The 2163-nt window shown below is 25.1% G+C and carries 2 protein-coding genes; both read left to right on the top strand.

Annotated elements, in window-relative coordinates:
• The first annotated feature begins 160 nt into the window (after positions 1-160).
• The gene (locus tag BMZ71_RS14485) at positions 161-814 is read left to right on the top strand and encodes a response regulator transcription factor (protein ID WP_086990984.1); all 654 of its coding nucleotides are present in this window, start codon (positions 161-163) and stop codon (positions 812-814) included.
• The gene (locus BMZ71_RS14480) at positions 811-2085 is read left to right on the top strand and encodes a sensor histidine kinase (RefSeq protein ID WP_086990981.1); all 1275 of its coding nucleotides are present in this window, start codon (positions 811-813) and stop codon (positions 2083-2085) included. Before BMZ71_RS14485 ends, BMZ71_RS14480 begins: the two co-directional genes overlap by 4 nt.
• Positions 2086-2163 lie beyond the last annotated feature (78 nt).

Raw genomic sequence — 2163 nt, 5'->3', positions numbered from 1 at the left:
AGGTGTCTTTTTGCGCACATTTTTGATATTAAAGACTTTAAAAACATTGATATATCAAAGGGTTAAATAGGTTTTTCAAGTGCGAAAGTTGAGTTTTTGACTTTCAAATATCAAATAATATGCTATATAGTAGGGTATACATACATAGAAGGAGGAATCTATGAAAATATTAACTGTTGAGGATGATGATATGATAAGAGAAGGGATAAGTGAATATCTTTCAGAATTCGGATATACTGTTATTCAAGCTAAAGATGGAAGAGAAGCTTTGTCAAAATTTAATAGCGATATAAAATTGGTTATCTTAGACATTCAGATACCGTTTATAAATGGTTTAGAAGTGTTGAAAGAAGTTAGAAAGAGAAGCAATTTACCAATTCTAATCTTGACTGCATTTAGTGATGAAGAATATAAAATTGATGCATTTACTAGTTTAGTAGACGGATATGTAGAAAAGCCATTTTCATTGCCAGTTTTAAAGGCGAGGATAGATTCTTTAATTAAGAAGAATTACGGGCATTTAGAGAAGTTTGAATATAAGGATCTATCGGTTAATTTTAATAGTTATACAGCTAAAATTAATGGTGAAGAAATAGATGTAAATGCAAAAGAACTAGAAGTATTAAAATGTTTATTGGATAATGAGGGACAAGTGTTATCAAGGATGCAAATTATTGATTATGTATGGAAAGATAGTGAAGAAATTCCTTATGATCGAGTAATAGATGTATATATAAAAGAACTTAGAAAAAAATTAAAATTAGACTGTATAACTACTATAAGAAATGTAGGATATAAATTGGAGAGACAATGAAAAAATTAAGGATATTTCCCAAAATGTTCATACAAATATTTTCTGTTCTTGGAATAATAATTATACTAGTTCATTTATTAGTTTTTCTAATCTTTCCTAGAACTTATTTGGAGGCAAGAAAAGAAACGATTCATAAAATGGCAAATGACGTTTCAAGTAGTATGGATGGAAAAGAAATAAAATATATAGAACAAACTTTGGATCTTTTTTCTAAGAGTAGTGAAATAAAAGCATTTATAAAAGGAAATAATAATAAGAATGAAATACAAATCAAAAACAATGTAAATGTTAATTTAGACAGTGATAGTAATTCTTTGATAATTGAAGAAAGAGAAATAGAACTTAATGATGGTAAAAAAACAACTCTACTATTTGTTTCTACAGCTGATATGCAAAAAGATGCGAAAGATTTAAGCCTTAAATTTTTACCATATTCTTTATTAATATCAATTTTATTTTCTGCTATTATTTCTTTAATTTATGCAAAATTAATAAAAAATAATATACAAGAAATAAAAATTGTTACTGATAAAATGATGAAACTTGATAAAAAAATGCGTTTAAAAGTTAGCTCTAATGATGAAGTTGGAGAATTAAAACAACAAATTAATGATTTGTATTCTACTTTATTAAGAACAATTGACGATTTGGAATTTAAAAATAAAGAAATTTTAAAATTAGAAAAGTTAAAATATGACTTTTTTAAAGGTGCATCCCATGAACTTAAAACTCCTCTTGCTAGTCTTAAAATAATACTGGAAAACATGAAATACAATATTGGGAAATATAAAGAAAGAGATATTTATATTAATGAATGCATTGAAATCGTTGATAGTTTAACAAAAAATATTTCTCAAATATTATCAGTTCATTCTATAGAAAATTTGAATAATGATGAAGAATATTTGAAAATAAATGATACATTAGAAGACATATTAAAAAAGTATGAAATATTAGCAAATCAAAAGAAAATAACTGTCAATAATTATATATTAGATGAGAATGTTTATATAGGAAAAACAGCTTTAAAGATTATTCTATCTAATTTGATTAGTAATGCGGTAAAATATACCGATGTAAATGGGGTAATTAATATTGGGATAGTTAATGATTGGTTATATATAGAGAATTCATACGGTAACAATAAAATTTCGAATATGGATAAAATATTTGAAGTTAAATTTGATTTAAATAAGGAAAATAGTAATGGATTAGGTTTATATATAGTAAGTAATATTCTGAATAATTATAATATATATAAATTGAGTTAAATTGCATTCGTTTTTCCTCCTGTAGGCGTATACTAAAGAAAACACTTGAGGAGTGGGGAACATGGAAACAGAACGCCA

This window comes from Trichococcus flocculiformis, assembly GCF_900113645.1.
Lineage (GTDB): Bacteria > Bacillota > Bacilli > Lactobacillales > Aerococcaceae > Trichococcus > Trichococcus flocculiformis.
This window is presented reverse-complemented; position numbering and strand designations above follow the sequence as displayed.